24 protein-coding genes are annotated in these 24,728 nt (G+C 73.1%); 15 read left to right on the top strand and 9 right to left on the bottom strand.

Features of this window, described 5'->3' with window-relative positions; genetic code table 11:
* Positions 1–4: 4 nt before the first annotated feature.
* Positions 5–1,012 carry a 2-oxoglutarate and iron-dependent oxygenase domain-containing protein gene (locus BKD26_RS27960; protein ID WP_084903667.1) on the bottom strand — a complete coding sequence of 336 codons (1,008 nt, stop codon included), beginning with the start codon at positions 1,010–1,012 and terminating at the stop codon, positions 5–7.
* Positions 1,013–1,148: 136 nt separating this feature from the next.
* Between BKD26_RS27960 and BKD26_RS27955 the strand changes: the two genes are divergently transcribed.
* The 3 genes from BKD26_RS27955 (at position 1,149) to BKD26_RS27945 (ending at position 2,484) form a co-directional block, all read left to right on the top strand.
* Entirely contained in the window at positions 1,149–1,646 is a 498-nt protein-coding gene (locus tag BKD26_RS27955; protein WP_084903665.1) for a DUF2975 domain-containing protein, read from the top strand.
* Complete coding sequence (locus BKD26_RS27950; RefSeq protein ID WP_084903661.1) at positions 1,646–1,867, top strand: helix-turn-helix transcriptional regulator; 222 nt, start codon at positions 1,646–1,648, stop codon at positions 1,865–1,867. Before BKD26_RS27955 ends, BKD26_RS27950 begins: the two co-directional genes overlap by 1 nt.
* 212 nt (positions 1,868–2,079) lie before the next feature.
* Positions 2,080–2,484 carry a hypothetical protein gene (locus BKD26_RS27945; RefSeq protein WP_084903659.1) on the top strand — a complete coding sequence of 135 codons (405 nt, stop codon included), beginning with the start codon at positions 2,080–2,082 and terminating at the stop codon, positions 2,482–2,484.
* Between the two features lie 24 nt (positions 2,485–2,508).
* On the opposite strand, the gene BKD26_RS27940 is transcribed toward BKD26_RS27945, so the two are convergent.
* From BKD26_RS27940 to BKD26_RS27930, 3 genes are all read right to left on the bottom strand, one after another.
* Positions 2,509–2,934, bottom strand: coding sequence for an ATP-binding protein (locus BKD26_RS27940; RefSeq protein ID WP_084903656.1), 426 nt, complete (start codon positions 2,932–2,934; stop codon positions 2,509–2,511).
* 3 nt (positions 2,935–2,937) lie between these two features.
* Complete coding sequence (locus BKD26_RS27935) at positions 2,938–3,819, bottom strand: MEDS domain-containing protein (protein ID WP_143662720.1); 882 nt, start codon at positions 3,817–3,819, stop codon at positions 2,938–2,940.
* 63 nt (positions 3,820–3,882) lie between these two features.
* Complete coding sequence (locus BKD26_RS27930; protein ID WP_084903650.1) at positions 3,883–4,095, bottom strand: hypothetical protein; 213 nt, start codon at positions 4,093–4,095, stop codon at positions 3,883–3,885.
* 159 nt (positions 4,096–4,254) lie between these two features.
* Here BKD26_RS27930 and BKD26_RS27925 point away from each other — a divergent pair, with 159 nt between their 5' ends.
* Positions 4,255–5,241 (top strand): LysR family transcriptional regulator, encoded by a 987-nt coding sequence (locus BKD26_RS27925; RefSeq protein WP_084903647.1) that lies wholly within the window; start codon positions 4,255–4,257, stop codon positions 5,239–5,241.
* Between the two features lie 84 nt (positions 5,242–5,325).
* The gene (locus BKD26_RS27920) at positions 5,326–6,738 is read left to right on the top strand and encodes a carbohydrate-binding protein (RefSeq protein WP_084903644.1); all 1,413 of its coding nucleotides are present in this window, start codon (positions 5,326–5,328) and stop codon (positions 6,736–6,738) included.
* 122 nt (positions 6,739–6,860) lie between these two features.
* Here BKD26_RS27920 and BKD26_RS27915 read toward each other — a convergent pair whose 3' ends face one another.
* Both BKD26_RS27915 and BKD26_RS27910 read right to left on the bottom strand, forming a co-directional pair.
* Entirely contained in the window at positions 6,861–7,103 is a 243-nt protein-coding gene (locus BKD26_RS27915) for a hypothetical protein (protein WP_143662719.1), read from the bottom strand.
* Between the two features lie 213 nt (positions 7,104–7,316).
* On the bottom strand, positions 7,317–8,585 hold the full coding sequence (locus BKD26_RS27910; protein ID WP_179166730.1) for an FAD-dependent monooxygenase: 1,269 nt from the start codon (positions 8,583–8,585) through the stop codon (positions 7,317–7,319).
* A 144-nt stretch (positions 8,586–8,729) separates the two neighbouring features.
* On the opposite strand from BKD26_RS27910, the gene BKD26_RS40555 reads away from it, so the two are divergent.
* Positions 8,730–8,885 carry a DUF6131 family protein gene (locus BKD26_RS40555; RefSeq protein ID WP_179166729.1) on the top strand — a complete coding sequence of 52 codons (156 nt, stop codon included), beginning with the start codon at positions 8,730–8,732 and terminating at the stop codon, positions 8,883–8,885.
* A gap of 84 nt (positions 8,886–8,969) precedes the next feature.
* On the opposite strand, the gene BKD26_RS27900 is transcribed toward BKD26_RS40555, so the two are convergent.
* Together BKD26_RS27900 and BKD26_RS27895 are read right to left on the bottom strand one after the other, a co-directional pair.
* Positions 8,970–9,524 carry a DoxX family membrane protein gene (locus tag BKD26_RS27900; RefSeq protein ID WP_084903637.1) on the bottom strand — a complete coding sequence of 185 codons (555 nt, stop codon included), beginning with the start codon at positions 9,522–9,524 and terminating at the stop codon, positions 8,970–8,972.
* Positions 9,525–9,643: 119 nt separating this feature from the next.
* Entirely contained in the window at positions 9,644–10,141 is a 498-nt protein-coding gene (locus tag BKD26_RS27895) for a hypothetical protein (protein ID WP_084903635.1), read from the bottom strand.
* 127 nt (positions 10,142–10,268) lie between these two features.
* Here BKD26_RS27895 and BKD26_RS27890 point away from each other — a divergent pair, with 127 nt between their 5' ends.
* Both BKD26_RS27890 and BKD26_RS27885 read left to right on the top strand, forming a co-directional pair.
* Positions 10,269–10,928, top strand: a complete 660-nt coding sequence (locus BKD26_RS27890; RefSeq protein ID WP_084903632.1) for a class I SAM-dependent methyltransferase — start codon at positions 10,269–10,271, stop codon at positions 10,926–10,928.
* Between the two features lie 127 nt (positions 10,929–11,055).
* Positions 11,056–11,820, top strand: a complete 765-nt coding sequence (locus BKD26_RS27885; protein WP_084903629.1) for a peptidoglycan recognition protein — start codon at positions 11,056–11,058, stop codon at positions 11,818–11,820.
* 60 nt (positions 11,821–11,880) lie between these two features.
* Here BKD26_RS27885 and BKD26_RS27880 read toward each other — a convergent pair whose 3' ends face one another.
* Positions 11,881–12,534 carry a CAP domain-containing protein gene (locus tag BKD26_RS27880; protein WP_241518880.1) on the bottom strand — a complete coding sequence of 218 codons (654 nt, stop codon included), beginning with the start codon at positions 12,532–12,534 and terminating at the stop codon, positions 11,881–11,883.
* Positions 12,535–12,749: 215 nt separating this feature from the next.
* On the opposite strand from BKD26_RS27880, the gene BKD26_RS27875 reads away from it, so the two are divergent.
* From BKD26_RS27875 to BKD26_RS27845, 7 genes are all read left to right on the top strand, one after another.
* A complete protein-coding gene (locus tag BKD26_RS27875) occupies positions 12,750–13,007 on the top strand; it encodes an acyl carrier protein (protein WP_179166728.1) in 258 nt (85 codons plus the stop codon).
* A complete protein-coding gene (locus BKD26_RS27870; RefSeq protein ID WP_084903624.1) occupies positions 13,004–14,647 on the top strand; it encodes an amino acid adenylation domain-containing protein in 1,644 nt (547 codons plus the stop codon). Before BKD26_RS27875 ends, BKD26_RS27870 begins: the two co-directional genes overlap by 4 nt.
* Positions 14,644–19,065 carry a non-ribosomal peptide synthetase gene (locus tag BKD26_RS27865; protein ID WP_084903621.1) on the top strand — a complete coding sequence of 1,474 codons (4,422 nt, stop codon included), beginning with the start codon at positions 14,644–14,646 and terminating at the stop codon, positions 19,063–19,065. Before BKD26_RS27870 ends, BKD26_RS27865 begins: the two co-directional genes overlap by 4 nt.
* A 37-nt stretch (positions 19,066–19,102) precedes the next feature.
* Positions 19,103–21,322, top strand: coding sequence for an NADP-dependent isocitrate dehydrogenase (locus BKD26_RS27860; RefSeq protein ID WP_084903618.1), 2,220 nt, complete (start codon positions 19,103–19,105; stop codon positions 21,320–21,322).
* Between the two features lie 229 nt (positions 21,323–21,551).
* Positions 21,552–22,160, top strand: a complete 609-nt coding sequence (locus BKD26_RS27855; protein WP_084903616.1) for a DUF6230 family protein — start codon at positions 21,552–21,554, stop codon at positions 22,158–22,160.
* Positions 22,151–23,227, top strand: a complete 1,077-nt coding sequence (locus BKD26_RS27850; protein WP_241518879.1) for a DUF6114 domain-containing protein — start codon at positions 22,151–22,153, stop codon at positions 23,225–23,227. Before BKD26_RS27855 ends, BKD26_RS27850 begins: the two co-directional genes overlap by 10 nt.
* A gap of 231 nt (positions 23,228–23,458) precedes the next feature.
* The gene (locus tag BKD26_RS27845) at positions 23,459–24,700 is read left to right on the top strand and encodes a globin domain-containing protein (protein ID WP_084903613.1); all 1,242 of its coding nucleotides are present in this window, start codon (positions 23,459–23,461) and stop codon (positions 24,698–24,700) included.
* Positions 24,701–24,728 lie beyond the last annotated feature (28 nt).

The raw sequence follows: 24,728 nt of genomic DNA, 5'->3' as shown, positions 1-24,728 counted from the left end.
TCCCTCAGCCGGCGAGCAGTTCGGGGTGGTGGCGGCGGGCGACCTCGGGGTGGGCCCGTACCCAGCCCTTGAGTTCGTTGCGGCCGTATTCGGCGTGCAGGGGGTTGGCACGGTCGTGGGCGATGCCCGGAGCCCGGCTCGGGCAGATGCCCGGGACGGTGTCGATGACCGCGTCGAGGCGCGGGTTGTAGAAGAACGGCACGGAGTAGCGCTCCACCGCTCCCGGTGGGCTGACGACGCGGTGGTCGGTGGCCGACAGGTAGCCGTTCGTCGCTACCTCCAGCAGTTCGCCGAGGTTGACGACGAACGCGCCCGGCAGCGGCGGCACGTCGATGAAGCCGTCGCCGGAGCGGACCTGGAGCCCGCCCACGCCGTCCTGGAGCAGCAGCGTCAGGAAGCCGTAGTCCTTGTGCGCGCCCACCCCTTGGCCGCTGCCGGAGGGCGCCGATCCGGGGTAGCGGATCAGTTTGGTGTGCAGGTGCGGGCGGTCGGCGAAGGCGGCGTCGAAGAAGTCCGCGGGCGCTCCGATGGACAGCAGCAGCTCGCCCAGCAGCCGGTGGGCGACCGCCGCGAGCCGCTCCTGCCAGGCGAGCACCGCCGTGCGCAGTCCGGGCAGCGCGGCCGGCCATTGGTTGGGCCCCTCCAGCCAGAGGTACGGCGGGTCGTCGGGGCCGATGACGGGCGCGGGCCGTTCGGCGCCCACGTCGAGCTGGTCGCGCCAGTCCGACCGGCCTCCGGTGAGTTCGTGCCCGACGCGGGTGTAGCCCCGGAAGTGCGGTGAGCGCAGGTTGCTGACGGCCAGCCGGTCGGCCTCCGGCAGTGCGAAGAACTCCCGTGTGAGGCGCAGGATCCCGGCGGTCTCCTCGGCGCCGATCCCATGGCCGGTGAGATGGAAGAACCCGACGTCGTGGGCGGCGTCGTGCAGCTCCTCGTGGAGCGCCTTCCGGGTCGCGGGGTCGTCGGCCATGGACAGATCGATGATCGGCAGCCAGCCGGGAGCGAGGGGCGACATGGGCGACATGATGGCGTCCCGCTCCTGCCGGAGCGAGGCCCTCTTCCGGGGGGTGGCGGGATCGCGTGGGTACGATCCCTTGCACACCTATCGTTTTTCGATAGATTCCCATCGTCAATCGATGGAGGGGAAGACGATGGGGAAGCTGACAGTCCTCGCGCTGCGCGCCGTTCTCGTGGCGTTGCTGGCCGGCTCGGTGTTCGTCCAGGCGGTAATGGTGCCGCTGCTGGCCGTCGACCTGGAGGAGGCCGGCGGGGACCTCGCGCACCTGCGCGTCCCGTTCGTCGCGATCACGCTGCTGGGCCTCGTGGCGGCCCAGGTCGTCCTGGTCTGTGTGTGGCGGCTGGTGACGATGGTGCGGCAGGGGACCGTGTTCTCCCACGCCGCCTTCCGGTACGTGCACATCGTGATCGGCGCGTTCGTGGCGGCCGCGCTCCTGCTGTTCGCGTTCGCGGTCATGCCGGCGCCCGGCGAGGCCGTCGCCCCGGGCATCGTCCTCCTGATCTGCGGGGCCGTGGTGGCGGTGCTGGGCGTCGCGCTCATCGTGCTCGTGCTGCGCATGCTGCTCGCCCAGGCGGTCGCGCGCGACGTCGAGGCGGCCCGGATGCGGGCCGAACTGGACGAGGTGATCTGATGCCGATCGCCGTCGACATCGACGTGATGCTGGCCAAGCGGAAGATGTCCGTGGGCGAGCTCGCCGAACGCGTCGGGATCACACCCGCCAACCTGGCGGTGCTCAAGAACGGCCGCGCCAAGGCGGTGCGCTTCGCGACGCTCGCCGCGCTCTGCGAGGCACTCGACTGCCAGCCGGGAGACCTGCTGCGCTGGGAGTCCGAGGACGCGGCGGAGGGGTGACCGCACGGTCTCCGGCGACGTGGTGGAGGGGTGAGCGCGGTCTCCGACGACGTGCGTGATCGGAACGCGCGGCCGCCGGATCCGATCACGCGCCTCCTTCGTGCAAGGCATCCATCCGGTCCGGTCCCCGGCCCGGCGTCCGGTCAGGTCGTGCGTACACCTGCCGGGGCCGGCGGCACCGCACCCACCGCACTCCACACGAAGGAGCAACCATGCGCACCAACGTCACCGCCCGCCGCCGCGGCGTCCTCGCCGCCCTCACCGCCCTCACCCTCGCGGGCACCCTCGCCTCCGCGGGCACCGCCCACGCCGAGACGCACCGGCTCGACTGCGTCGTCAACACGCTGGCCTACAAGGTGCGCTCCGGAAAGCTGACGCTCCAGGTGGGCCAGCGCCTGGAGGTGGACCTGGTCTCCTCTGGCGGCCACAAGCTGCAGTTCTGCGCCGAACCGTACGGCGGAGGCATCGACCACGGCTGCACCTGCTGGGTGAACCCGGGCGCCCACACCCAGCTCGTCTGGCACAACGGGACGGCGGGAGCGAAGGACGTCCAGCTCATCGTCGGCCGCCAGTACCCCACGACCGTCCACGCGCGCGGGAGCTTCCACGTGCGCTGACCCCACCCCGCGCCCCGGTGCTCGTCAGTGCAGCTTCATCGCGAACGTCACGATGCTGCCGACCGGGCCCGGGGCGATGGTGAGGCGGTCGGTGATCAGACGGGTGAGCCACAGGCCCCGGCCGTGGCAGGCGCCGTTGAGGCCGGGGGCCAGGTCCGGGATGACGTCCTCGGTGAAGCCCGGGCCCCGGTCGGAGATGCGGCACTCCAGTTCTTTCGGCGTCCTGGCCAGTACGAGGTCGCCGTGCCCGCCCGCGTGCTGGACGACGTTGCCGGCCACGGCGTCCATGGCCACCACGAAGTCGCCGCGCCGGCAGTCCGGGAGTCCGGTCAGGGCCGCGTAGCCCTCCACCAGCACGCGCAGCCGCGGGATGTCCGCGCCGCCGAAACGGCGGTGCAGCAGGAGCTCCTCACCGATGCCGGGCCGCTCCCCGGCGGAGTCCAGGGTCATGGCCTACCCCGTCACATCGAGGGCGGCCGGGTCCGCGCCGATGCGGCACAGCAGCGTCGCGTGCCGCTCGGAGCAGCGGATCCGTACGGGCCGGTCGGCCGGCGCCCGGTCGAGGAGGCGGACGAGTTCGGTCGCGCACTCGGCGCCGAGGAACCCCGTGCGCAGCAGGTCGACCGTTCGGGTGGAGAGGCCGGGCGGCGGCGCGGAGGTACGGAGCAGGTCGGCGAGGGCCTGGGCGAACTGCCCGTACGTCGCCACGTCCGCCTCGCCGATCACATGCACCGTGCCGTTGTCGTGCCGGCACCGCAGATGGCCGATCCGGGGCAGCAGGTTCTGCGGGTGTGCCCGGCACATGGCGTCCAGGACCGGCTCGGGGAAGCGCCGCCGGTCGTACGCGCAGATCTCGCTGTAGAAGCCGTCGGTGAAGAGGTGACCGGCCCGGCGCTCACGGTCCATCATCATGTCGAGGTCGGCGCCGAGGTCCGCGACCCAGCCCATGTCGATGCACGTGCGCAGTCCGGTGTACCCCTCGTCGCGGGCGGCCTCGGACTCCTCGACGATGCGCTGCCACTGCCGGTCGGCGGTGAACCGCCGCGCGGGCAGGATCAGTTCCCGCATGCTGCTCAGCTCCAGTTGGGCCCTCTCGTACCCGGACGCGACCAGCAGCCCTGGGGCCTCCTGCAGCCGCGACCGGACCTGTGCCTCGGTCAGACGCGGCGGTCCGAAGACGATGACCTTCTCGCCACGGGCCAGTCCGGACCAGACGAACGCGGCCAGCACGTCCCAGCCGGGCGCATCGTCGTCGTAGCACAGGAACGCGTGGTGTCCGGAGCCCATGTGCTGCACGGGAAGCGTCCCGGGATGGTGCTCCTCGCTCGCGAGCACGCCCAATTCACCCACCCCCGCGTAACCGCCGTGTGGCCCTACGTTACCAATACTCCCCCAGCCCTACTGGCGCTCCTCCGCATCGGGGTGCCTCTCACGCAGCGCGTCCCCGGGCACCGGCCCTTTCGGCGGGGCGGGCTCCGGCGGCTCCTCCGCCCGGTCCTCCGCCCGGTCTCCGGGGCCGCGGCCGCCCTCGCCGCGCTGCCGCCGAGCCTGCCGCTTCTCCTCCTCCAGCCGCTTGCGGACCTCTTCGGGCTTGTCTCCGAGCTGGTTCATGACCCTCTCCGTCCCGTCGGAAGACTCGTCTCGCCGCCAGCGTCACACAGACCCGCCCGGCCCGCATTCTCCGCGTTCCCCCCGGGGGACCCGGTTGGTCCGGACCTTTGTACTGCCGGTGTATTGCCGTGCCGTTCGCCCCGGCGTCAAGCTGCCCCCATGGAACTGGAGTTGCGGCACCTCAGGACGATCAGGGCCATCGCCGACGCCGGCAGTCTCACCAAGGCGGCCACCGCGCTCGGCCTCGCGCAGCCGGCTCTCAGTGCCCAGTTGAGGAGGATCGAGCGTTCGCTCGGCGGCGTGCTGTTCGAGCGCGGGCGCAGCGGCGTGCGCACGACCGCGCTCGGAGCCCTGGTGCTGGACCGGGCCCGCGTCGTCCTGCCCGCCGTGAGCGAACTGCAGCAGGAGGCGGTGCGTTTCGCCCGGTCGGGGTCGCCCGGAGACGGGCGGCGGCGGGCCTTCCGTATCGGTGGCACGCACGGGCCGCTGCTGGGAGGGCTCGTCGACCGGATCGCGTCGGCCGAGCCGGGCATCGGCGTGGTCACGCACACCTCCTGGTCGGAACGGGAGATCGCGGCGTCCGCGGCGGAAGGCCAGCTCGACTACGCGCTGATCGGTACGTGCGGGGAGAGCACGCCCCCCGAGTCCGGCCGGCTGGCGTGGACGGAAGTGGCGCGCGACCCGGTGTTCGTGATGCTGGCCGCCGCCCATCCCCTCGCCGCCCGGCCGGAGGTCGAGCTCGGCGAGCTGGCGGCGGAGGCGTGGACGGACGTGCCCGGTGACGGGTGCTTCGCGGACTGCTTTGCAGCCGCGTGCGTCCGCGCCGGCTTCACCCCGGCGACCGTGTACGAGACGGACACCGCGTCGTGCGTCCACCTCGTCCAGGTGGGCCGGGCCGTCGGCCTGTGCCGCGCCACGTTTCCCGACACACCGGGCATGGTGACCCGGCCGCTGGCGGGCACGCCCCTGGTGTGGCGGCACCTGCTCGGCTGGCACCCGGAGGCGCCCGCCGCGGCGGGCGCGCCGTTCGTCGTGGACCACGTCCGCGAGGCGCACCGGGCCGCGGTGGCCCGCAGCACCAGCTACCCGCGCTGGCTGGCATCCCGTTCCCGCCCGTTCCATAACGCCGTGCAGGGGGCCGGCTGACATCTCCTCCCACCGGGTCCGCTCTCCCTACGGTTTCGGCACACCGCCACACCTCCCCTCCCCCGAGACCGAGGAGACTCCCCCATGTTCCACAGACACGCCAGGGCCGCGTGCGTGGGTGCCGCCACCGTGGGCGCGCTGGTACTGACCGCGCTGCAAGGGGCCGTGGCCGCGCCCACGGCCGCGCACGGCCCCGCGGCCGCCTCCGCGCCCGGCCCCGCGGCCCGTTCGGCGGCGGAGACCCTCGCCGTGTCCGCCGTACCGCCGGACGTCCTCGCGTCCATGCAGCGGGACCTGGGCCTCACGCGGGCCCAGGCGCAGCGGCGGCTCGCCAACGAGGCGGAGGCGGGCGCCACCGCCGCCCGTCTCCAGCAGCGGCTGGCCACCTCGTACGCGGGCGCCTGGGTGGAGGGTGACGAAGCGTCGGTCCTGACCGTGGCCACCACCCGGGCCGCCGACGCGGCGGCGATCGCGGCGAGCGGCGCCGAGGCCGTCGTCGTCCCGCACAGCCTGGCCGCACTCGACGGCACCAAGGCCGCCCTGGACCGTGCCGCGCGGCGCGCCGCCGACACCGGCGTACCCGTCTGGTACGTCGACGTCCGTACCAATTCCGTGGTGGTCCGCGCCGTGGATCCGGCCGCGGCCGAGTCGCTGATCGCCCGCACGGGCGGCGTCGACCGGTCGCGGATACGGGTCGTCCCGACGGACGAACGGCCGCGTCCGCTGTACGACATCAGGGGCGGCGACGCGTACTACATGGGCGGCTCGGGCCGCTGCTCGGTGGGCTTCGCGATCACGCGGGGTACGCAGCAGGGCTTCGCGACGGCGGGGCACTGCGGCCGGGCGGGCACGACGACGAGCGGGTACAACCAGGTGGCGCAGGGCACGTTCCAGGCCTCCACGTTCCCCGGCCGGGACACGGCCTGGGTGGCGACGAGCGCCAACTGGACGGCGACCCCGTACGTGAAGGGCGCGGGCGGCGCGAACGTCCAGGTGACCGGCTCGGTGCAGCAGCCGGTCGGCGCCTCGATCTGCCGCTCGGGCTCCACGACCGGCTGGCACTGCGGCACCATCCAGCAGCACAACACGAGCGTGACGTACCCGGAGGGCACCATCACCGGGGTGACCCGTACGTCCGTGTGCGCCGAGCCGGGCGACTCGGGCGGCTCGTACGTCTCCGGCAGCCAGGCCCAGGGCGTCACGTCGGGTGGTTCGGGCAACTGCCGCAGCGGCGGCACGACGTACCACCAGCCGGTCAACCCGCTGTTGCAGGCGTACGGGCTGACGCTGAAGACGACCACGGGCCCCGGTGACCCGGGCGATCCCGGCGACCCGGGCGACCCCGGGGAGCCGGGCGGCACGTGGGCGGCGGGCACCGTCTACCGGGCGGGCGACCAGGTGACGTACGGCGGCGTCGCGTACCGCTGTCTGCAGGGCCACCAGGCGCAGGCCGGCTGGGAGCCGCCGAACGTCCCGGCGCTCTGGCAGCGCGTCTGAGACCGGCGCGTCCGGAGACGGGCCGGCCCGGGACAGGCGCCTCCGGGGGCCGGACCGTGGGGGCGCGTGCCGTGACCTGTGAGGGGTCACGGCACGCGCGTGCTTTGGGCGGGGGCGCCGGATCAGGGCGTTCTTCGTGAGGTGCGGCGGTGGTCACGGTTGGCCCTGACGTGGGCGACCACGAGCGAGGCCTTGTCGAGGAGCCAGATGGCGCCGAGCGAGACGAGGGCGAAGCAGAGGAGGAAGGTGACGACCGCCGTGACGACGAGCAGCGGACCGCCGTCGTAGGTCGCGCCCCGGGCGCCCCGGAACAGCGGCCCCGCCGCGCCGCCGGCCGCCCCCACGGCGGGGACCAACAACGCCATGAGCCACACTCGGCCCCTGCGCGGCGCATCGGCGTCGTCATGTGCGCGGTCGTGGTCCGGATGGTCGCTTCTGCCCTCGTTCACAGAGATCAGTGTGCGGGGTCCGCCGCCCGTCCGGAACTCCGGACCGACCTCTGAACTCCCTCAAGCGGTATCTGTTCCGTGCCGAGCCCGTATCGGTGTCCGCGCGCGGCCGGGCGGAGGGCTGCCGTTTCACCTGCCGCTCGGCCCACCGGGTGTATGCGGAGGTTCTGGGCGCGAACTTCCGCCCCGGGCCGATCCGCGGCCGACGCCCGCGACCGTTCGGGCGAGCCTCGGCCCCAGCCAGCGCTTGAGCTTGCGCAGCGCTTCGAGTTGGCCGGCCGCCCGGTCGATCCGGTAGTACAGCTGCGGCGGGATGTGCGGCAGCAGGGGCGAATGCCGCTGGCCGAGCAGGGCGAACATCTCCGGCGGTGCCAGGTCGATGTAGCGCGGCAGGTTCTCGTACCACTGGGCGCTGTAACGGGCCGCGCTCTGGGCGGGGACGAGAGCAGAGCGGCGTTCCCGTTCGTAGCGGGCGAGGGCGGGCTGGAGGCGGGGGCTGTCGTGCAGGGCGCCGGCGAGGGCGATGGCGTCCTCCAGGGCGAGGGTGGTGCCCGCGCCGATGGAGTAGTGGGTGGTGTGCGCGGCGTCGCCGATCAGGACGAGGTTGTCCCGGTACCAGGTCCGGTTGGTCACGGTACGGAAGTGCAGCCATCGCGCGCTGCCGTCGGCGCGGGCGCGGCCGAACAGCGGGTGGCCGTCCAGTGGCCCGGCGAAGAGGCGCTCCAGCAGGGCGAGGCCGTCGGCGTGGTTCGCCTCGTGGAGTCCGAGGCCGGTCCAGGTGGCGGGGGAACACTCGACGACGCAGGTGCTGTGGTGCTCGCCGTACCGGTAGCCGTAGCACCAGATCCAGCCGTGCGCCGTCTCCACGAAGGCGAAGGTGAAGGCGTCGAAGACCTTGGTGGTACCGAGCCAGACGTACTTGTTGCGCCCGACCGTGATGTCGGTGCCGAAGTGGCCGGCGTGGCGGCCACGCAGCCCGCTGTTGGCCCCGTCGCCGGCGACGATCAGGTCGGCCCGCACCGGTTCGGTCGCGTCGGCGACCGGCTGCTGGAACGCGATGCGCACTCCGAGGGACCGGGCCCGCCCGGCGAGGATGTCCAGCAGGGTGCGACGGCCGATGCCGAACCCCTGGTCCCCGTGGTGCACGGTCGTGCGGTCGCGGACGTGTGCCACTCCGTCGCTCCAGCGGACCGAGTTCTCGTGGATGGCGCGTGCGGAGACGGGGTCGTGGCGGTGGAGCGTGTCGAGCAGGCCCGCCCAGTAGGTGACTCCCCAGCCGTACGTCGAGCCGGCCGGGTTGCGCTCGTGGACGGTGATGTCGTGGGAGGGGTCCCGCAGCTTCATCAGGATCGAGAAGTACAGGCCGGCGGGCCCGCCACCGACGCAGGCGACCTTCACGCGCGCTCCCGTTGATGACACAAGATGGTCAATGGATCACGAAAGGTAGCAGCCCGCCATACAGACTTGAGTTATTTGTGCGGTTTGCTCCCGCTCTGATCGGGGACCTCTTGTGTAGTGGGACTCTCCCTGATCGGAGGCGTCATGATCATCCTGGGCCTCGTCCTGCTCATCATCGGTGCCGTCGCAGGCATCAGCATTCTGTGGACCATCGGACTCATCCTGGTCGTGATCGGAGCGATCCTCTGGGTGCTGGGCGCCCTGGGGCACGCGGTCGGCGGACGGCGTCATTACTGGTGAACCTGGTGAACCACGGGTGAACCGGACCGGGCCGGCCCGGTCCGCTCGCCCCGCCGGGTGACCGGGGAGGCGGATCGGGCCGGGTCAGGCGTCCCCGCCGTCGTCGCCGTCCCCGCCGTCGTCGCCGGCTTCGGCCAGTTGGTCCTTGGCGCGCTTGCCGACCACGGCCGCCGCGGCCAGGGCGCTGCCGACGAACGCCGCCGCCAGCGTCCACGGCTGGTCGAAACGGTGACCGGTGGCGTGGTCGAGGGAGTACCGGCCTGCGCCGGTGACGCCGATGGCCGCTGCCGTGAAGCCGAGGTAGGCGGGGTATTCGTAGCCGCCGGACTGGTTGAAGAACCCGGCCGGGGCATGCACCGCGACCGCACCGGCCATCGCGCCCGCCGCGGCCGCCCCGGCGGCGGGGGTGGCGAGCCCGAGCATCAGCAGCGTCCCGCCGCCCGCCTCGCCGAGACCGGCGGCGACGGCGCTCTGCCGTCCGGGCCGGAAGCCCATCGCCTCCATCGCCTTGGACGTGCCGTCGAGGCCGCCGCCGCCGAACCAGCCGAACAGCTTCTGCGCCCCGTGTGCCGCGAGCACCGCTCCGGTGCCGACGCGGAGGACGAACAGGCCGAAGTCGCGTCGGTTGATGGCGCTCATGGGGTCTCCCGGGCGTGACGGCATCAGGCATCAGGTACGTACGGTTCCACTGTGGGCCCGGGAGGTCCCTGGGGAACCGTGTTGCTGAGCCGTACGGGTCACCGGCCCGGGCGGCGCTGTTACGGGGGCGGCAGCGCCTCGACCTCCAGGAAGCGGCGTTTGCGCGGGCCCCGGTACAGCAGGGCCTCCCAGCCCAGCGGGGCCAGGACGCGGGCGCATGCGCCGAGGGCGCGCTCCTCCTCCTGGGCGGCACCGCCACCCGGTGGGCCCAGCCATTCCACCCGTACCGTCCCCGGCGCCTCCCCCGGCCCCACGCGGTACCCCGTCGCCACGCGCCGCCCTTCCGCGTCGACGGCCGAGGGTGCGAGCCCGGCGGCCTCCAGCGCCAGGGCGACCGCCCTGACCGGCCGATTGCGCTCCCACACGGCGGGAACCGCCGCCGGGTCGCCGCCCGCCGTATTGGTCAGGCGCCGGATCTGCAGCAGCCCCTCGAACGCCACCCGCACCTCGGCGGCCCTGCGCTCCGCCGCCCCGCCCGCCGCCCCGCCCGCCGCCCCGGGCGTCGCCGACGGGGCGGGGCCGTCCCCGGTCGCGGCCTCGAACCCCTCATCCGTCACAGCAGCCTCCCCAGGACGGACCTCGCGGCCTGTTCCGCGCGTCCCACTTCCTGAACGGTAGAAGGCACCACTGACAATCACCCGGCACCGGCGGCCCGTTCGCCAGCGACCGCTACGGTCGTGAGCCATGACCGAAGCGCCCTGGGTACGGGACACCCGACAGTCCTACGACGCCATCGCCCCCGATTACGAGGAATACGCCCGCGGGGACCTCGACGCCAAGCCGCTCGACCGCGCGATGCTCGCCGCCTTCACCGAAACCGTGCGGAGCACCGGGGGCGGGCGGGTCGCCGACATCGGCTGCGGCACCGGCCGGATCGCGGGGCATCTGCACTCATGCGGACTGGACGTCTTCGGCGTCGACCTGTCGCCCGGGATGCTGGAACCGGCCAGGCGGGCGTATCCGCACCTGCGGTTCGACGAGGGTTCGATGACCGATCTGGACCTGGAGGACGGCGTACTCGACGGCATCGTCGCCTGGTACTCGCTCATCCACATCGAGCCTGAGCACGTGCCGGGGGTGCTGGCCGAGTTCCACCGGGTGCTGGCCCCGGGCGGGCACCTGCTGCTCGCCTTCCAGGTCGGCGACGAGCCGCTGCGCATGACGGAGGCGTTCGGCCGCACCATCGCGCTGGACTTCCACCGCTGGTCGCCGGACCGTCTCGCCGAGCTGCTGGTCGGGGCGGGGTTCGCCGTGGAGGCGCGGCTGGTGCGGGAGGCGTACGCGACGGAGAGAACTCCGCAGGCGTACGTGCTGGCCCGTAAGCCGGCCGAGCGGCAGGCGTAGCCCCACTCGGAGCAATCCGGCGGGCGCGGGGGGCGGCGGGCCGGTGACGATGGCTGTGGCGACGCCGGTCACCGGCGGGGTGCGGCACCACCGCGGCCGCGAAGGGCCGAGGAGCGGAGGGTGGAGCATGCAGCTCATGCGGAGGCGCCGGTGCCGTACCGCCGCCGCGCTGGCGGTGCTCGTACTCCTCGCGGCCACGTCGCTGTGGATCAACCGGTCCGGGACGCCGCCGGGCAGCGCCTCCTCGTCGCCGGGGCGGGAGCAGGCGCAGCGCGCCCGCCACCAGGGGCCGCGGCCCGCCATCGTGCCGCGCCGGGCGTGGCACGCCGAGACCGTGGACACCGCGCCCGGCGCCCGCTACGCGCCCGCCGTGAAGGCCGCCGTCATCCACCACACCAGCACCCCGAACGGCTACGACTGCGCGACCGTGCCCCGCATGCTCCGCGATCTGTACGCGGGGCACGCCTACGGCCGGCAGTGGGACGACATCGGCTACAACTTCCTCGTCGACGCCTGCGGCACCATCTACGAGGGCCGGGCGGGCGGGGTCGACCGGCCCGTGATCGGGGCGCACACCAAGGGGTTCAACGAGGGGACGGTCGGCATCGCCGCGATCGGCACGTTCACGCCCGGCGAGACCGTACCGGAGCCGATGCTCGACGCGATCGCGCGGCTGGTCGCCTGGAAGCTCGGCCCCCGGGCTCCCGATCCGCGCGGCAGCGTCGCCCTGGTGTCCACGCACGACGAGTCGCGCTACCCGAAGGGGACGAAGGCGGTGCTGCCGGCGGTCGGCGGCCACACGGACGGCTATCCCACCCGCTGTCCTGGCGCCGCCCTGTACGCCAAGCTGCCCGACATCGGCGCGAGGGCCGCGCGGATCCAGCGCCGGTGACGACGCCGGTGACGACGCTCGTGACGACGCCGGTGTCCGCCGGTTCCCGTTCCGTTCCGGTCATCCCGCGGCGCCGAAGTTCTGGACCCACCAGGGTCCGTTGGAGCGGAGGTTCACGCCCACCCCGATGTCCTTGAACGCGCAGTTCACGATGTTCTCGCGGTGCCCCGAGCTGGCCAGCCAGTCGCGCACGGCGCGGGCGGGGTCCCTCGGCCCGCGGTGGATGTTCTCGCCCCAGGTGCGCCAGTCGTAGCCGGCCGCCTCCATCCGGTCGCCCGCGTCGCGCCCCTCGGGGTTGTTGTGCGCGTAGTAGTCGCGGGCGGCCATGTCGTCGGCGTGGCCCTGTGCGGCGCTCCGGAGGCGGCCGTTGACGCGCAGGGGCGGGCAACCCGCCCGCGCGCGCTCGGCGTTGGTCAGGGCGACGACCCGCTGGGCGTACGCGGAGGCCGCGCCGAGGGCCTCGGCGCCTCCCGCGCGGGGCGTGCCGGCGCCCCGGCCGGGGATGGGCGTGGGGGTGGCCCGCGTACCCGCCCGGACGGCCTCGGAACCGCCGCCCGTGTCCCCGGCCATGAGCGTCCCGGTGACCACTGCGGCGGCCGCCACCGTACCGGCGATCACGGTTCCGACGCCCTGGTGGATCCGGCTGCGCCGGGCCGCACGGGCGGGGCGCTGCCGGGCCTCATGTTCATGGTGGTGATGGGGGTGCTGCTGCACAGGGACTCCGCTCCGGCACGGTTCCAGTGAAGAGAAGGCTTCCGTATGAGCCTCGGCCGGAAACCGCCCCTCCACGGAAACGGCCACATCGGGCCATGGGGCAGGATGTGCGAAGGTCCGCCGGACGTGTTCGATAACACCCGTCCGGCGGTGGCGGATTCAAGCCGAGAGAGCAGAAGAGACCAGAAGGGACATCCAGGGTGTCAGCCCCGCACGTGAGCACTGAGAGCGCCTCGCCCGCCGAACATGTCGTGGACGTCGTGCTGTCCGTCGTGGCAGAGGTGACGGGCGCCGGGCCCCACCGGCTGACGGACAGCTTCTACGACTTCGGTGGCACCTCCCTGGACGCGATACGCATATGCCTGCGCGTCGGCCGCGAACTGGGCGTGGACATCCCGCCCGAGACCCTGCTCGACAGCGAGGACCTCGCCGATTTCGCCTCGGCCGTGGCCCCCGCCGGGGACGCCCGATGACCCGCGCCGCCGTGGCCCCCGACGCCGCCCCGGCGCCCCGCACCGCTCCGGCGCACCGCGCCGCCGGTGACCCCGCGGCGGGCACCGGCGGGCCGTCCCTGATCCACGAAGCCGTCGAGCGGCACGCCGAGCACAGACCCGACGCGGTCGCCCTGGTCGACGGCGCACGGCGCGTCGGCTACGCCGAACTGGACGCGGCGGCCGACGCGTGGGCCGCCGAACTCCTGGACCGGGGGGCCGGACCGGACACGTTCGTGCCGGTCGTGCTGCCGCGTTCGGCGACGCTGGTGGCGGCGCTCCTCGGCGTACTGAAGACGGGGGCCGCGTACGCGGCCCTGGATCCCGGCTGGCCCGTCGAACGGCTGCGCGCGGTGGCAGGCATGCTCGCGCCCCGCGTGACCGTGGCGCCGGATCCGTGGGACGGCTGGGAGGGCGCGCTGTGCTCCCCTTCGGTGCACGGTCTCCTTCCCCGGGAAGCGGCCCACCGAGGACCCGGGCGCGGGGCGCGGCCGCCGGTGGACGGGTCCTGTCCCGCCACGGTCTTCTTCACCTCCGGCACCACCGGCCGCCCCAAGGCGGTGGTGTCCGGGCACCGCGCCACGATCAGCCTGTTCGACGGCTCCTTCGAACCGTTCGGCCCCGGCGGCGTGAGGGCGCCGGTGATGCCGCAGGCGGCACCCGTGTCCTGGGACGGTTTCACCCTGGAGGTCTGGGGACCGCTGATCAACGGTGGCACCAGTGTGCTGCTCGACGGCGGCTACCTGCTCCCCGGTACGCTGCGCGCCCTCGTCGAGCGCGAAGGGGTGGACACGGTCTGGCTCACCGCGTCGCTGTTCCACCTCTTCGTCGACGAGGACCCCGGCTGCTTCGAGGGGCTGCGCCATGTGCTGACGGGCGGTGAACGGCTCTCCGTCCCCCGGGTGCGCGCCTTCCTCGACCGCCACCCGGCCATCGAACTGACCAACGGCTACGGGCCCGTCGAGACCTGCGTCTTCACCACGGCCCGCCGCGTACGCCGCTCCGACTGCGACGTCCCGTCCGGGATCCCGGTCGGCGATTCGGTACCGGGCCGAAGGGTGCACATCCTGACGGACGACGGGCGGCCGGCCGCGCCGGGCACCACAGGTGAGATCTGCGTCTCGGGTGACGGCATCGCGCTGGGCTATCTGGGCGACGCGGAGCTGACCGCCCGCATGTTCCCGACCGTCACCGTCGACGGCGTACCCACCCGGGTGTACCGGACCGGGGACCTCGGGTTCCAGGACGGCGACGGCGTCGTGCACTTCACCGGCCGCGCCGACCGGCAGGTGAAGGTACGCGGCCACCGGGTCGAGCCGGAGGAGGTGGAAGCCGTCGTACGCACCGTGCCCGGCGTGGCCGACTGCGCGGTCGTCCCCGTACCCGGCGCGAACGGAGGCTACGAGCGCCTGGCGCTGTTCTACACGGACGCCCCCGCCCACGACCCACTGCGGCCCCAGGCGGTGCGCCGGGAACTGGCTGCCAGGCTGCCCCGCCATCTCGTACCCGAGCTGGTGCGCAGGCGGGCGGCCCTGCCGCTCACCGCCAACGGCAAACTGGACCGGCCGGCGCTGCTGCGCGCGCTCCGGCCGGGCCACGGCACGGGGGAGGACGACGCGTGACCACGTTCGACACTCATGACCCGGTCACTCACCCGATGTCGTTCGAGCAGGAGTCGATCTGGCTCAACGACCAGTTCCAGGCGGGAGCCGGACGTTACGTCGAGTCATGGATCCACCGCCTGCGCGGCGACATCGACGTCCCTGCCGTCCGGGCGGCGCTGACGGGCGTCGTCGCACGGCACGAACCCCTGCGCACCGCCCTGGTCCTGGAGGGTGGCCGGACCGTGCAGCGGGTGTCCCCGCCGGCGCCGGTTCCGCTCGCCGTCCGCCGGGTCGCACCGGGCGCGCCGGGCGCGCTGGCCGAGGCGGTCCGGGCGGCCGTCTCCGGGCCGCTGCCCGCCGACCGGCCGCCGCTGCTGCGGGCGACGCTGGTGCGCACCGGTGAGCGGGACGCCGTCCTGGCGGTCGCGCTGCACCACGCGGCCATCGACGGGTGGTCGTTCCGCCTCCTCGACCAGGAGTTCAGCGAGCTGTACCGGGCCGCCGTCGAGCGCCGCGCACCCGGACTGCCGGAGCTGCCCACGACGTTCGGCGCCTACGCCCGCGCCCAACGAGAAGCCGCGCAGGACGCGCAGGACGCGCAGGACGAGGCCATGGCGTACTGGCGCCGGACGCTGGACGGCGCTCCCGCCGAGTCCACGGTCCCGCTGGACCGGCCCCGCCCTGCCGTGCCGGACCACCGGGGCGGGCTCGTCGAGTTCGCCGTGGGCCCCGACCTCGCCGATGCCGTACGCGGGGCCTGCCGCCGGCTCCGTACGACGCCCTTCGTGCTGTTCACCGCCGCCCTGACCGCCCTTGTGGCGCGGCTCGGCGGCCAGGACGACATCGTGCTGGGCACCCCGGTCACCCGGCGGGACCGGCTGGAGCTGGAACCGCTGATCGCCTGCCTGAGCGATGTCCTGCCGCTGCGTCAGCGCGTCCGGCCCGGACAGACGTTCGGGGAGCTCGTCAAGGAGAGCGCCACCTGCGTACGCGGGGCCATGGCGCACCGTCATGTTCCGCACAGCCGGCTGGTCGCGGAGCTGGCGGGCGAGCGTGTGCCGGGACGGTTCCCGCTGTTCCAGGTGGTGTTCACGGTCGACGACGCCGACGCTCCGGGACTGCGGCTGCCGGGCGTGTCCGCCGAGCGCCTCTACGGCCACAACGGCACCGCGAAGTTCGACCTGTTCCTGGAGCTCGTCCCCCATGAGGGCGGTTACCGGGCCCTGATGGAGTACGCGACCGGCGTCCTCGACCCGTCGAGCGCGCACCGCCTGACCGAGCGCTTCCTGGCTCTGCTGGCCGATGCCACCCGGAACCCGGACGCTGCCCTGGACGACCTGGACCTCATGCCCGAGGCGGAACGGCGGCTGGTGACCGACACGCTGCCGCGGGGCCCCGAGCCGGCGGGCCCGTTGCCCCTGCCGCACGCCCATGAGCTGGTCGCCCGGACCTCGCGGCGGACTCCCGACGCCCCGGCCGTCGTGCACGGCGAGCGGAGCCTGACGTACGCCGGGCTGTCGGCCGCCGCCGACTCCCTGGCCGGGTGGCTGGTCTCCGAAGGACTGACCCGGAAGCGAATAGGTATCCGTATCGGACGGTCGGCGGACGCCCTCGTCGCCGTCCTGGGCGTGCTCAGGGCGGGCGCCGCCTGTGTCCCCCTGGACCCCTCCCTCCCGGCCGAACGCGCCGCCTTCATGATCCGCGACAGCCGCATGGCGGCCGTGCTGACCACCCGCGCGGCAGCGGCGCCCCCGGCCGGCACCGGCGTACGCGTCCTCTTCCTGGACGACGCTCCCCGGGGCGAGCTCCATGGGCCCCTTCCCGAGACGTCCCCCGAGGACCCGGCGTACGTCGTGTACACCTCCGGCTCGACCGGGCGGCCCAAGGGCGTGGCCCTGCCCCACCGCTCCCTGGCCGCGCTCCTGGACTGGCAGTGCCGTGCCTCGGCCGCCGACGCCGGATCGCGCACGCTCCAGTTCGCGCCGCCCGGCTTCGACGTGGCGTTCCAGGAGATGTTCGCCACCTGGGCGAGCGGCGGGACGCTCGTCCTCGCGGACGACGGCACGCGCGGCGACCCGCACCGCCTGCTCGACCTCATCGAGCGGCACGCGGTAGACCGCCTCTTCGTCCCCTACGTGGCCCTGCAGCAGCTCGCCGAGTACGCCGTCGCCGCCGGCCGCTCCGCCGCGAGTCTCCGCGAGGTGATCACGGCCGGGGAGCAGCTGTACGCGACCCCGGCGATCCGGAGGTTCTTCACCGCCGCCTGCCCCGGGGCGCGCCTGGAGAACCAGTACGGCCCCTCCGAGACCCATGTGGTCACGGCCCACCCCCTCAGCGGTGCGCCCCCGGCGTGGCCGGACCGCCCCTCGATCGGCCGGCCGGTGCCCGGGAGCAGGGTGTACGTCCTGGACGGCCGGCTCCGGCCGTGCCCGGTGGGCACGGTCGGTGAGATCTGTGCCGCCGGTGACGCCGTCGCCCTCGGCTACCTCTCCGAGGAGGCCGCGCAGGCCCGCCGGTTCGTGCCCGACCCCTTCGCCCCGGGCCGGTCCGGCGGCCTGCTCTACCGCACCGGGGACCGGGGGCGGTTCCTGGCGGACGGCACGATCGAGTTCCTCGGCCGCGCTGACGACCAGGTCAAGATCCGTGGATACCGGGTGGAGCCGGGCGAGGTCGAGGCCGCGCTGAAGGCGGTGCCGGGCGTGAGCGACGCCGTGGTGCGGGTGGACGGTACGGGCGCGGAGGACAAGCGGCTCGTGGCGTACTACACCGGGACCGGCACGGAGGGTCCCGAGCCGGAGCGGGTGCGTGGGGCGCTCCTGGAGCGGCTTCCCCGCCACCTCGTCCCGGCGTCGCTGGTCCGCGTCCCGGGCCTCCCGCTGACCGCGAGCGGCAAGACGGACCGGGCGGCGGTGCACCGGCTGTACGCCCCCGCAGCGCCACCCGCAGCGCCCGCCCCCGCCACCACCCGTGTCGCCCCTGCCGCCGCCCGGCCGTCACACGCCCTGGCCGCCATCTGGGCCGACGTACTGCGCACCCCGGACATCCACCCGGACCAGTCCTTCTTCTCGCTCGGCGGCGACTCCCTGCTGGCGGTACGGCTGTCCGTCCGTATCCGTACCGAGCTGGGGCTGGACATCCGCCCCGCCGACATCGTCGCGGCCCCCACCCTCGGCGCGCTCACCGCGCTCGCCACCACCCGCGGAAGCGGGCGGGCAGTGCCGGCCATCGGCCCCGAGACGCTCGCCCCGGACATCACACCCGCGCGGGAGGTGGTGTACGTCGCCGGCGACCCGCGCCACGTCCTGCTGACGGGCGCCACCGGGTTCCTCGGCGCGTTCCTGTTGCGTGACCTGCTGGAGCGGACCGGTGCCGTGGTCCATTGCCTGGTCCGGGCCTCGGACACGTCCGCCGCCGAGAAGCGGCTCCGCGCCACGCTGGAGCGCTACGGGCTGTGGGACGACTCCCGCGCGCACCGGATCCGGGCGGTCCCCGGCGACCTGGCGCTGCCCCGGCTGGGGCTCGGGGAGGACGGGTTCGACGAGCTGGCCCGCATCGTCGACGTGGTGTTCCACACGGGCGCGGAGGTGAACCTCGCGTACGGTTACGAACGGCTGAAGGCGGCCAACGTGGACGGGACCGCCGAGGTCCTGCGCCTGGCCGCCGCCCACCGCACGGTCCCCGTGCACCACGTCTCCACCGTGGGCGTCTTCCCGGCGGCCGGTCCGCCGAGGGGCCGCGTCCTGCCCGGCCATCCGCTGGGGGACGTGGCCCTGCTGCGCAACGGGTACGCCGAGTCGAAGTGGGTGGCCGAGACGCTCGTCGCCCAGGCCCGGGAGCGCGGCCTGCCCGTGACGGTGTACCGCCCCACGCGTATCAGCGGCTCCAGCGTGACCGGCGTGTGCCAGGCGGCCGACTTCCTCTGGCTGCTCGTGAAGGGCTGTATTCAGGCGGGCCGCGCCCCTGGCGACTACGTCTCGGACTTCGACCTGGTGCCGGTGGACCACGTCAGCGGGGCGATCACCGTCCTGGCCGGCGACCCGTCGGCCGCCGGGGCGACGTTCCACGTCTCCAGCGAGCGGCTCCGCCTCTTCACGGGCATCGTGGACCGCCTGCGGTCCCTGGGCTACCCACTGGACGACGTACCGCTGGCGGACTGGCACCGCCACATGGAGCGGCACCCGGAGAACGCGGCGTACCCGCTCCTGGGCCTGCTCCCGCCGACGGGAAGCCAGGCGTCACCGTCGGACTCCCCCCTGTTCGACTCCTCCGCCACCCGCCGCGCACTGGACGGCTCCGGAGTGGTGTCGCCAGAGGTCGACGACGCACTCTTCGCACGCTATGTCCGCTTCTTCGTGCGCGACGGGTTCCTGCCGGCGCCACCCTCCGGAAAGGACCCCGACCCCTGTCGAGAAGACGTCGATCACGAGATATCTTGATGTCGAGCAATGTTGCAGACGTGGAGCGGAGCACCCGGTGACTGACTCGACCATCATCTACACACACACTGACGAGGCCCCGGCCCTGGCCACGCACTCGTTCCTGCCCGTGGTCCAGGCGTACGCGTCGACGGCCGGGGTCCGCGTGGAGACCCGGGACATCTCGCTGGCGGGCCGGATCATCGCCGGCTTCCCCGAGTACCTCCAGGAGGGGCAGCGCATCGACGACGCGCTCGCCGAGCTCGGCGAGCTGGCCAAGACGCCCGAGGCCAACATCATCAAGCTGCCGAACATCTCGGCCTCGATCCCGCAGCTGAAGGCCGCGGTCGCCGAGCTGCAGGAGCAGGGCTACGCGCTGCCGGACTACCCGGACGACCCGAAGACGGACGAGGAGCGGGACATCCGCGCCCGTTACGACAAGGTCAAGGGCAGCGCCGTCAACCCGGTCCTGCGCGAGGGCAACTCCGACCGCCGCGCCCCCGCGTCGGTCAAGAACTACGCCAAGACCCACCCGCACCGCATGGGTGCCTGGTCGGCCGACTCCAAGACCAACGTCGCCACCATGGGCCAGAACGACTTCCGCTCCACCGAGAAGTCCGTGACGGTCTCCGAGGCCGGCTCGCTCCGTATCGAGCTGGCGGGCGACGACGGCACCACCACCGTCCTGCGCGAGTCGGTCCCCGTCCTGGCGGGCGAGGTCGTCGACGCCTCCGTCATGCGGGTCGCCGCCCTGCGCGAGTTCCTGACCGCCCAGGTCGCCAAGGCCAAGGCGGAGGGCGTCCTGTTCTCCGTACACCTCAAGGCCACGATGATGAAGGTCTCCGACCCGATCGTCTTCGGCCACGTCGTGCGCGCCTTCTTCCCGAAGACGTTCGCGAAGTACGGCGAGGCACTCGCCGCGGCCGGCCTGACGCCGAACGACGGTCTCGGCGGCATCTACAAGGGCCTGGAGGCCCTGCCCGAGGGTGCCGACATCAAGGCCTCCTTCGACGCCGAGCTCGCCGAGGGCCCGGAGCTCGCCATGGTGGACTCCGACAAGGGCATCACCAACCTGCACGTCCCCTCCGACGTCATCGTCGACGCCTCCATGCCGGCCATGATCCGCACCTCCGGTCACATGTGGGGCCCGGACGGCCAGGAGGCCGACACGCTCGCCGTGCTGCCGGACAGCAGCTACTCCGGCGTCTACCAGGTCGTCATCGACGACTGCCGGGCCAACGGCGCGTACGACCCGGCGACCATGGGCTCGGTGCCCAACGTCGGTCTGATGGCGCAGAAGGCCGAGGAGTACGGCAGCCACGACAAGACCTTCGAGATCCCCACTACAGGTACCGTCCGTCTGGTCGACGAGGCCGGCAACGTCGTCCTGGAGCAGGCCGTTTCGGCCGGTGACATCTTCCGCGCCTGCCAGACCAAGGACGCGCCGATCAAGGACTGGGTGAAGCTGGCCGTCACCCGCGCCCGCGCGACCGGCGACCCGGCGGTGTTCTGGCTGGACGAGACCCGCGCCCACGACGCCGTGCTCATCGAGAAGGTCAAGCGGTACCTCCCGGAGCACGACACCGAGGGCCTGGACATCCGCATCATGTCCCCGGTCGAGGCGACGAAGCTGTCCGTCGAGCGGATCCGCCGCGGCGAGAACACGATCTCCGTCACCGGCAACGTGCTGCGTGACTACCTGACCGACCTGTTCCCGATCCTGGAGCTGGGTACGAGCGCGAAGATGCTCTCGGTCGTCCCGCTGATGAACGGCGGCGGTCTGTTCGAGACCGGTGCCGGTGGCTCCGCGCCCAAGCACGTCCAGCAGCTGGTCAAGGAGAACTACCTGCGCTGGGACAGCCTGGGCGAGTTCCTCGCCCTCGCGGTCAGCTTCGAGCACCTCGCCCAGACCACGGGCAACGCCCGCGCCCAGGTCCTGGCCGACACCCTGGACCGCGCGACCGCGACGTTCCTCAACGAGGACAAGTCGCCGAGCCGTCGCCTCGGTGGCATCGACAACCGCGGCAGCCACTTCTACCTCGCCCTGTACTGGGCGCAGGAGCTGGCGAAGCAGACCGACGACGCCGAGCTGGCGAAGGCGTTCGCCCCGCTCGCCCAGACGCTCACCGACAATGAGCAGAAGATCGTCGACGAGCTGATCGCGGTCCAGGGCAAGCCGGCCGAGATCGGCGGCTACTACCACCCGGACGCGGCCAAGGCCTCGGCGGTCATGCGTCCCTCGGCCACCTTCAACCAGGCCCTCGCCACGCTGGCCTGACGCCACGTCAGTACGGCGAGTGCGGTGGCGCAACCGCACCACATCACCCGCCCCGGCCGGTACCCACCGGCCGGGGCGGTCGCGTCCGCGCACCGCACCCGTTCCGCCGGGCGGCGGCCCGGGGCTGCCACCGCCCATCCTATTGACGCTGCTTCTCATAACGCCCTAGCCTCCCTGACAATCCGTCAGCAGCACTTCCGTACGCACCACACGACGTTCGGGAGGATCAGTGAGCACACCCACGCACCCCCGCGCCCGCACGAACTGGAAGAGGTCGGCGGCTCTCGCCGTACCCGGTTTCGCCGCCCTGGCCGGCATGGCCCTCCTGATGGCCGAGGGCGCGCTCGCCGCCTCGTTCGCGGTCTCCGGCACCAGCTTCCAGGTGTCGTCCAGCAAGCTCAGCAGCGAGGGCCTCGCCTCGTACGTACACACCGACCGGAGCGTCGACGGCACGGCGCACCCGGTCGCCCTGCTCGGCCTGGGCAAGGCGACGCTGACCGACATCTGCCAGTCCGCGCGTGTCAGGACACCGGTGGGGACCGTCGTCTTCAAGCTCACGGCGGGCGGCGACGCGGGGGTCGTGACCGCGGAGCACCTGGTGATCGACGGCGAGGACCTGGTGGGTGACGCACGCTTCGGTACGGCCGAGATCGGCCGCGACGCATCCACCCTCGACGAGGTGTCCGGCGTCAAGGGGCCGGCCGGGGCGTTCGGTCTCCAGGCGGGAGACATCGAGGTGGACCGGGTCCGCTCGCACGCCTGGTCCGCCACGGGCGGCAACTTCCACCTCACGGGGCTCAAGCTGGACGTCAGCCTGGACGGCGCACAGTGTTTCTGAGCGCCCTGCGCCGCCGCCGGGAGGGGCTGCGGCGGCTCGCCGCCCGGCTCGACGACGCGCTGCCCCTGCCCGGCGCCCGCCATCGCTTCCGCGACTGGCGCCGGACCCGCCCGTTCGGCGCCGGGCTGCTGCTGGTGCTGGCCGGCACCGAACTGCTCCTCGTACCCCTGTCCCCGGTGACCGTCCTGGTGAGTCTGGGGCTGGGCGGCATCGCCGCGATCGCCATCGGCCTGGCGCTGATGGCGGCCGGCGTCTTCCTGTGGGCGCTTCCCCACACCCGGCACTACGTGAGCGTCAACGCCCTGATCCTGTCGGTGCTGTCCTTCGCGGCGACCAATCTGGGCGGGTTCCTGGTGGGGAGCGTCCTGGGAATCCTGGGCAGCGCCCTGGGCTTCGGCTGGACCCCGGCCCCCACTCACGGCGCCGAGCCCTCCGGAGACGGCACGAGCACGAGCACGGGCCCCGGCACGGGCACGGGCACGGGCACGGGCACGGGCGCCGACGCCGACACCGGCAGCGGCGGCCCGCGTGACACCCCGCCGGCCCCGCCCGGCGAGCGGGGCGCACCACGCGTACTGGCCGCCGCCCTTCCCCTGGTCCTGCTGGCCACGGCGGTCACCACGGGCAGCGGACGGGCCGCCGCCGCGCCGGCCACCCCACCCCCGAGCGGCCGCACGCCGCCGACCATCACCGCCGAGGAGTTCCGGCCGGAGGGCTTCATCGTGGCCGGCGTACGCGACATCCCGACGCTGGACGGCACGGTCAGGGTGATGGTGCTGCGCATGCGGCAGGCATCCCTGCGGGAGTACCGGATGACCACCGGTGACGGTGGCCCTCGCCTCTCACTGGGCGCACACCGCCTCGACCTGAGTGGTGACGTCACCCTCTACCTGACCCGCTTCCGCGGCTGTGTGGAGGGGCTGGTGTGCCTGACCTTCACTCCGGACCGGCTGCCCGTGCCGCCGTTGGTGCCGCCTTTCGTGTTCCTCACGGACGTGACGGCGGAACAGGTACTGGTCACCTCGGACGTGATCACGGCGCGGCGACTGTCCCTGCGTACCCCTTAGTTACTTCTGAGTCACCTGCATGGTCATGTAGCGTCCGGAACCGCTTGCTCCGATTCAACGCTCCAGCCCACCATGAGGACTCATGATCGCCCCCTTCGATGCCCCGGTCACCGCTCTCCTCCGTAGCGCGCTCGGAGGGCCATGCCTCATGAGCGACGGCGTTCCGGGGCACACGCGCCGGCCCTCCGGAGGCAGACCATCCCGAATAGCGGATGGGGGAGCGCTGGTCCGTTGAGATTCCGGATCAACCGCTCACGGAGCACACCCGCGTACCCCTCTCCGGCGGACCGGGCGTCCACCGCGGCCGTACACACCGGTGAGCCGGAGACCGTCGAGGCGCCTCTGTCGGCCCACGAGACGGACCTCATACGCGCCTCCGTCCTGGTGGTCGAGCCACTCGCCACCGAAATGACGGTCTATTTCTACGCGATCCTCTTCGCCCGCCACCCCGAGGTCCGTCCGATGTTCCCGCCGGGTCTCGACGCCCAGCGCGGCCGCCTGCTGCGGGCGCTGCTGCGTATCGTGGATTTGGTCGACGACCCCGAGAGCCTGGTTCGCTTCTGTGGACATCTCGGTCGCGACCACCGCAAGTTCGGCACCCTCGCCGCGCACTTCCCGGCCGTGGGCGAGTGCCTCCTGGACTCGCTGGCCCGCTACGCCGGCCCCGTGTGGAGCGCGGACACCGCTGCCGCCTGGGCGAAGGCGTACGGCGCGGTCGCCGACGTCATGATCAAGGCTGCCGAGGAGGACGAGGCGGTACGGCCCGCCGTGTGGCCCGCCACGGTGGTGCACCGCCTCCCGCGTGCACACGGCATCGCCGAGATCACCGTGCGTCCCCACATGCCCTACGAGTACGCCGCCGGGCAGTACGTCAGTGTCGAGACCCCCTGGTGGCCCAAACGGTGGCGCTCCTACTCCCCCGCCAACGCACCGCGTGAGGACGGCACCCTCACCTTCCATGTGCGCGCGGTGGCCGGCGGCTCGGTCAGCAACGCGCTGGTGCACCGGGCCGCGGTGGGCGACGTGGTCCGGCTGGGGCCCGCGATGGGGGACATGGTGCTGGACGCCGCCGTCTTCAGGGACCTGCTCTTCGTGGCCGGCGGCACCGGCCTCGCTCCGATCCGCGCGCTCGTCGAGGAGGTCGCCCGCCGCGGCGGGCGCCACCAGGTGGACCTGTTCCTCGGTGCCCGCACCGGCGCGGAGCTGTACGGGGTCGACGACATGCTCCGGATGGCCCAGCGGTACCACTGGCTGACCATCAGGGGCGCGGTCTCGCACGAGCACATCCCCGGAATCCGGGGATCCCTCCCGGAGGTCCTGGCCGAGTACGGACCGTGGTACCAGCACGACGTCTATCTCAGCGGCCCGGCGCCGATGGTCGTCTCCGCCAGTGAGACGCTCACCCGCAATGGCACCTCGCCCGACCGCATCCATCACGACCCGTTCGAGACGCCCGTCCTGTCCCTTCACTGAGCCACGCGCTTGCCCTTCCTGCCAGGAG

Source organism: Streptomyces sp. CB03238, assembly GCF_002099185.1.
Lineage (GTDB): Bacteria > Actinomycetota > Actinomycetes > Streptomycetales > Streptomycetaceae > Streptomyces.
Note: the sequence above shows the minus strand (reverse complement) of the source record. Positions and strands in the feature narration are given on the sequence as shown.